Source organism: Vibrio sp. 10N.261.52.A1 (assembly GCF_002876325.1).
GTDB lineage: Bacteria > Pseudomonadota > Gammaproteobacteria > Enterobacterales > Vibrionaceae > Vibrio > Vibrio chagasii.
The window spans coordinates 1-3338 of record NZ_MCYD01000849.1 but is presented as its reverse complement, the minus strand read 5'-3'; the positions used below and the strand labels follow the sequence as shown (position 1 = coordinate 3338).

Below are 3338 nucleotides of genomic sequence, written 5' to 3'. Positions count from 1 at the left end.
GTCTGGTTCAGCGCCTTCTGCTTTCCGAGCTGCAGCTTGTTTCGCTTTTGCCTTTGCAATAGCGGCAGCAACCGCAGGTTTTACTGCTGGCTCTTCATTCGGAGCCTGCTCCGCAGCAGCTTTTTGCGCTTTAACACGAGCAATAGCAGCAGCAATAGCATCATCACCGCCAGATGTTTTCATATCTTTACGGCGGTTATCTGCAGCTTTCTTAAAGCGGTTTTCACGCTCTGCTTTATCACGCTCCATACGAGCGTTCTTCTCTTCAAAGCGAATCTTGGCGCGCTCTGCAGCAGCGGCTTCATCTTTTCGAGTTTTGATTTCAGCTTTTGCTTGGCGATAGTACTGAACAAGAGGGATTTCGCTTGGGCAGACAAATGCACAAGCACCGCATTCAATACAGTCTTTAATATTTAGCTCTTCACACTTGTCTAGCTCATTGGCTTTTGCATGCCATTGCAACTGTTGAGGTAACAGTGACGCTGGACAAGCTTCGGCACATGCACTGCATCGAATGCACTCCATTTCGTAAGTGCTTGGTGCAATTTCACGACGTGTTGGCGCTAAAATACAGTTCGATGTTTTAGTGATCGGCACATTGGCATGCGGCAAGGTAAAGCCCATCATCGGGCCGCCCAAAATCAAACGCGGCAGCTTTTTATCTGCTTTATAGCCAAACTCTTCGAGCAACTCGTGTACAGGTGTACCTAATAGTGCCCAAACGTTACGAGGTTGCTTAAAAGTCTTACCGGTTAAAGTCACGACGCGGTTAACTACGGGTTCACCGTCGATTACTGCTCTTTTAATAGAGTAGAGAGAGCCAACGTTCTGAACTAATACACCAATGTCAGCCGGGATGCCGCCAGCAGGAACCTCTTTATTGGTGAGGATCTTAATTAGCTGTTTCTCACCACCTGAAGGGTATTTAGTTGGGATCACGCGAATGACGATGTCTTTGTCTTTCGCGGCAACCTCAAGTGCTTTAATTGCCGCTGGCTTGTTGTCTTCGATACCAATCACGGTCAGTTTGGGCTGAAGGATGTGTTCAACTATCTCAATGCCTTTTAACACTTCTTCGGCATGCTCTTGAAGCAACTTGTCATCTGATGTGATGTAAGGTTCACACTCAGCTGCGTTGACGATCAGAATATCAGTACGACCTAGGCCTGACTGGAGCTTTTTCGCAGTAGGGAATCCCGCCCCGCCCATACCTGAAATACCGGCTTGGCGAATCACATCAAGCAGCTCATCTGAGGTTTTCGTTGAAAAGTCTTCAACGGGATTTCTTTCAATCCAAGCATCTAAGCCATCAGGTTTAATGACCACACTGAGTTCGCTCAAGCCTGAAGGGTGAGCGGTAGTTCTTGGTTCGATAGCAGTAATCACACCTGATGTAGGTGCATGTACCGGCAATGTAAAACCAGTATCTAGAGCTGTTAGTTGTTGGCCTTTCAGTACTGTGTCACCGGCGGCAACCAATAAGTTACCAGGCTTACCGATGTGCTGTTTGACCGGAAGGACGATTTCTTCTGGAAGCCTTGCATGAACGATATCAGTGGTATTGGACTGTTTCTTGTTTTCAGCAGGGTGCACGCCGCCCGGGAAGGTCCAAATAGAGCCCGTGCGAATTTGTTCAATTAAAGAGATCATACTAACCCTATGCCTTAGGCTCTGACGCGGTCGCATCAGTTGCTTGGTTAGTGATATCCGTAACAGGAATGATGTTCATCTGCCATTTCCAATTTTCAGTCGTTGTTGCCACTGGAATCATTTCAATACAGTCAGTAGGGCACGGCGCGACACAAAGATCACAACCAGTACACTCATCTTTAATTACTGTGTGTAGTGCCTTAGTACCACCAACAATGGCGTCGACAGGGCAGGCTTGAATACATTTAGTACAGCCGATACACATATCTTCATGAATGAAGGCAACAGTTTTTACTTTGTTATCTAAGTCGTGAGCGGAGTCTTCAACTTCTACGCCCATTAAGTCTGCTAGCTTCTCAATGGTTGCTTGGCCGCCAGGAGGACATTTATTGATCTTATCTCCGTTAGCAATCGCCTCTGCGTAGGGGCGACAACCTGGGTAGCCACACTGGCCACATTGAGTTTGCGGTAAAATGGTGTCGATTTGATCGACGATAGGATCGGCTTCTACTTTGAAGCGAATAGAGGCGAAGCCCAAAATAGCGCCAAAAACAGCGGCTAAAACAGCTAACGCAATGATCGCAATTAAAATGGTACTCATGCTTATTTCACCAACCCAGTAAAGCCCATGAATGCGAGAGACATTAGGCCTGCTGTGATCATCGCAATCGATGCGCCTTTGAAGGGCATTGGAACATCAGCAACCGCAATACGCTCACGCATCGAAGCAAATAGGATCAATACAAGAGAGAAACCAACCGCTGCGCCGAAACCATAGATGATCGACTGAATGAAGTTGTGGTTTTCATTGATGTTCAGAAGTGCCACACCTAATACCGCACAGTTGGTGGTGATAAGCGGCAGAAATATCCCCAATAGGCGATAAAGAGTCGGGCTGGTTTTGTGAACCACCATTTCCGTAAATTGAACCACCACCGCGATAACCAAAATGAAACTCATGGTACGCAGGTATTCAATACCCAGAGGAGTAAGGATGTAGGTTTCTACTAGGTATGCAGATACCGACGCTAACGTCAGAACGAAAGTCGTCGCGAGGCCCATGCCAATCGCAGTCTCCAGTTTCTTGGAGACTCCCATGAAAGGACATAGCCCTAAAAACTTCACTAGCACAAAGTTATTGACCAGCACTGTGCCAACCAACAACAAAAGGTATTCGGTCATAATGGATTAATTCTTGAGATTCCGATCCCGATATTATCCTGCTTTGCTCACCTAATAACAACCAGTGAACGGTGTGGTTTTGTATGTCTGATGGAAATTTATACGCTTAATAAGAGGGTAGCAGATCTCATTGCAACAAATCAGTTGTTCTAAAGCGTGATAATGACACACGTATCACGGACGTATTTGGGCTTCTATAGGTGGTTTTCTCGAGCTGAGAATTGACAACTTTAACGAGGTTACTGTCTTCTTGTTGAGTACTGAATGTATCAGCTTTTAAGAAACCGGTTTCACCAATGAGGAATTAGAGGGAAGGGGCAAATCGTCTACCCTAAATGAGCCTGACATCGGCAAAAACTTAATCTGCGGAGATTAGTTTGTTGTAAATGAAACTTTAGTGAGCGTGTCGTTAGGGGATTTTTTTAGTAAGAATGAAAATCAAAAGAGGTTTATTGTCATTGTTTTTTAAATTTTGTATTAATTGGTAACATTTACTGGTATTTGAA

3 protein-coding genes are annotated in these 3338 nt (G+C 45.5%); all 3 read right to left on the bottom strand.

Annotated elements, in window-relative coordinates:
* Positions 1–1650, bottom strand: a 1650-nt coding sequence (gene rsxC, locus BCT81_RS18115; RefSeq protein ID WP_102425364.1) for an electron transport complex subunit RsxC, incomplete at its 3' end; no start/stop codon positions are given.
* 7 nt (positions 1651–1657) lie between these two features.
* Positions 1658–2251 (bottom strand): electron transport complex subunit RsxB, encoded by a 594-nt coding sequence (gene rsxB / locus BCT81_RS18110; protein WP_004734040.1) that lies wholly within the window; start codon positions 2249–2251, stop codon positions 1658–1660.
* A gap of 2 nt (positions 2252–2253) precedes the next feature.
* Positions 2254–2832 carry an electron transport complex subunit RsxA gene (rsxA, locus tag BCT81_RS18105; RefSeq protein ID WP_102425363.1) on the bottom strand — a complete coding sequence of 193 codons (579 nt, stop codon included), beginning with the start codon at positions 2830–2832 and terminating at the stop codon, positions 2254–2256.
* Positions 2833–3338 lie beyond the last annotated feature (506 nt).

Coding starts and splice junctions, on each gene's coding strand:
- rsxB (WP_004734040.1), bottom strand. CDS start 2,251: ATGAGTACCATTTTAATTGCGATCATTGCGTTAGCTGTTTTAGCCGCT.
- rsxA (WP_102425363.1), bottom strand. CDS start 2,832: ATGACCGAATACCTTTTGTTGTTGGTTGGCACAGTGCTGGTCAATAAC.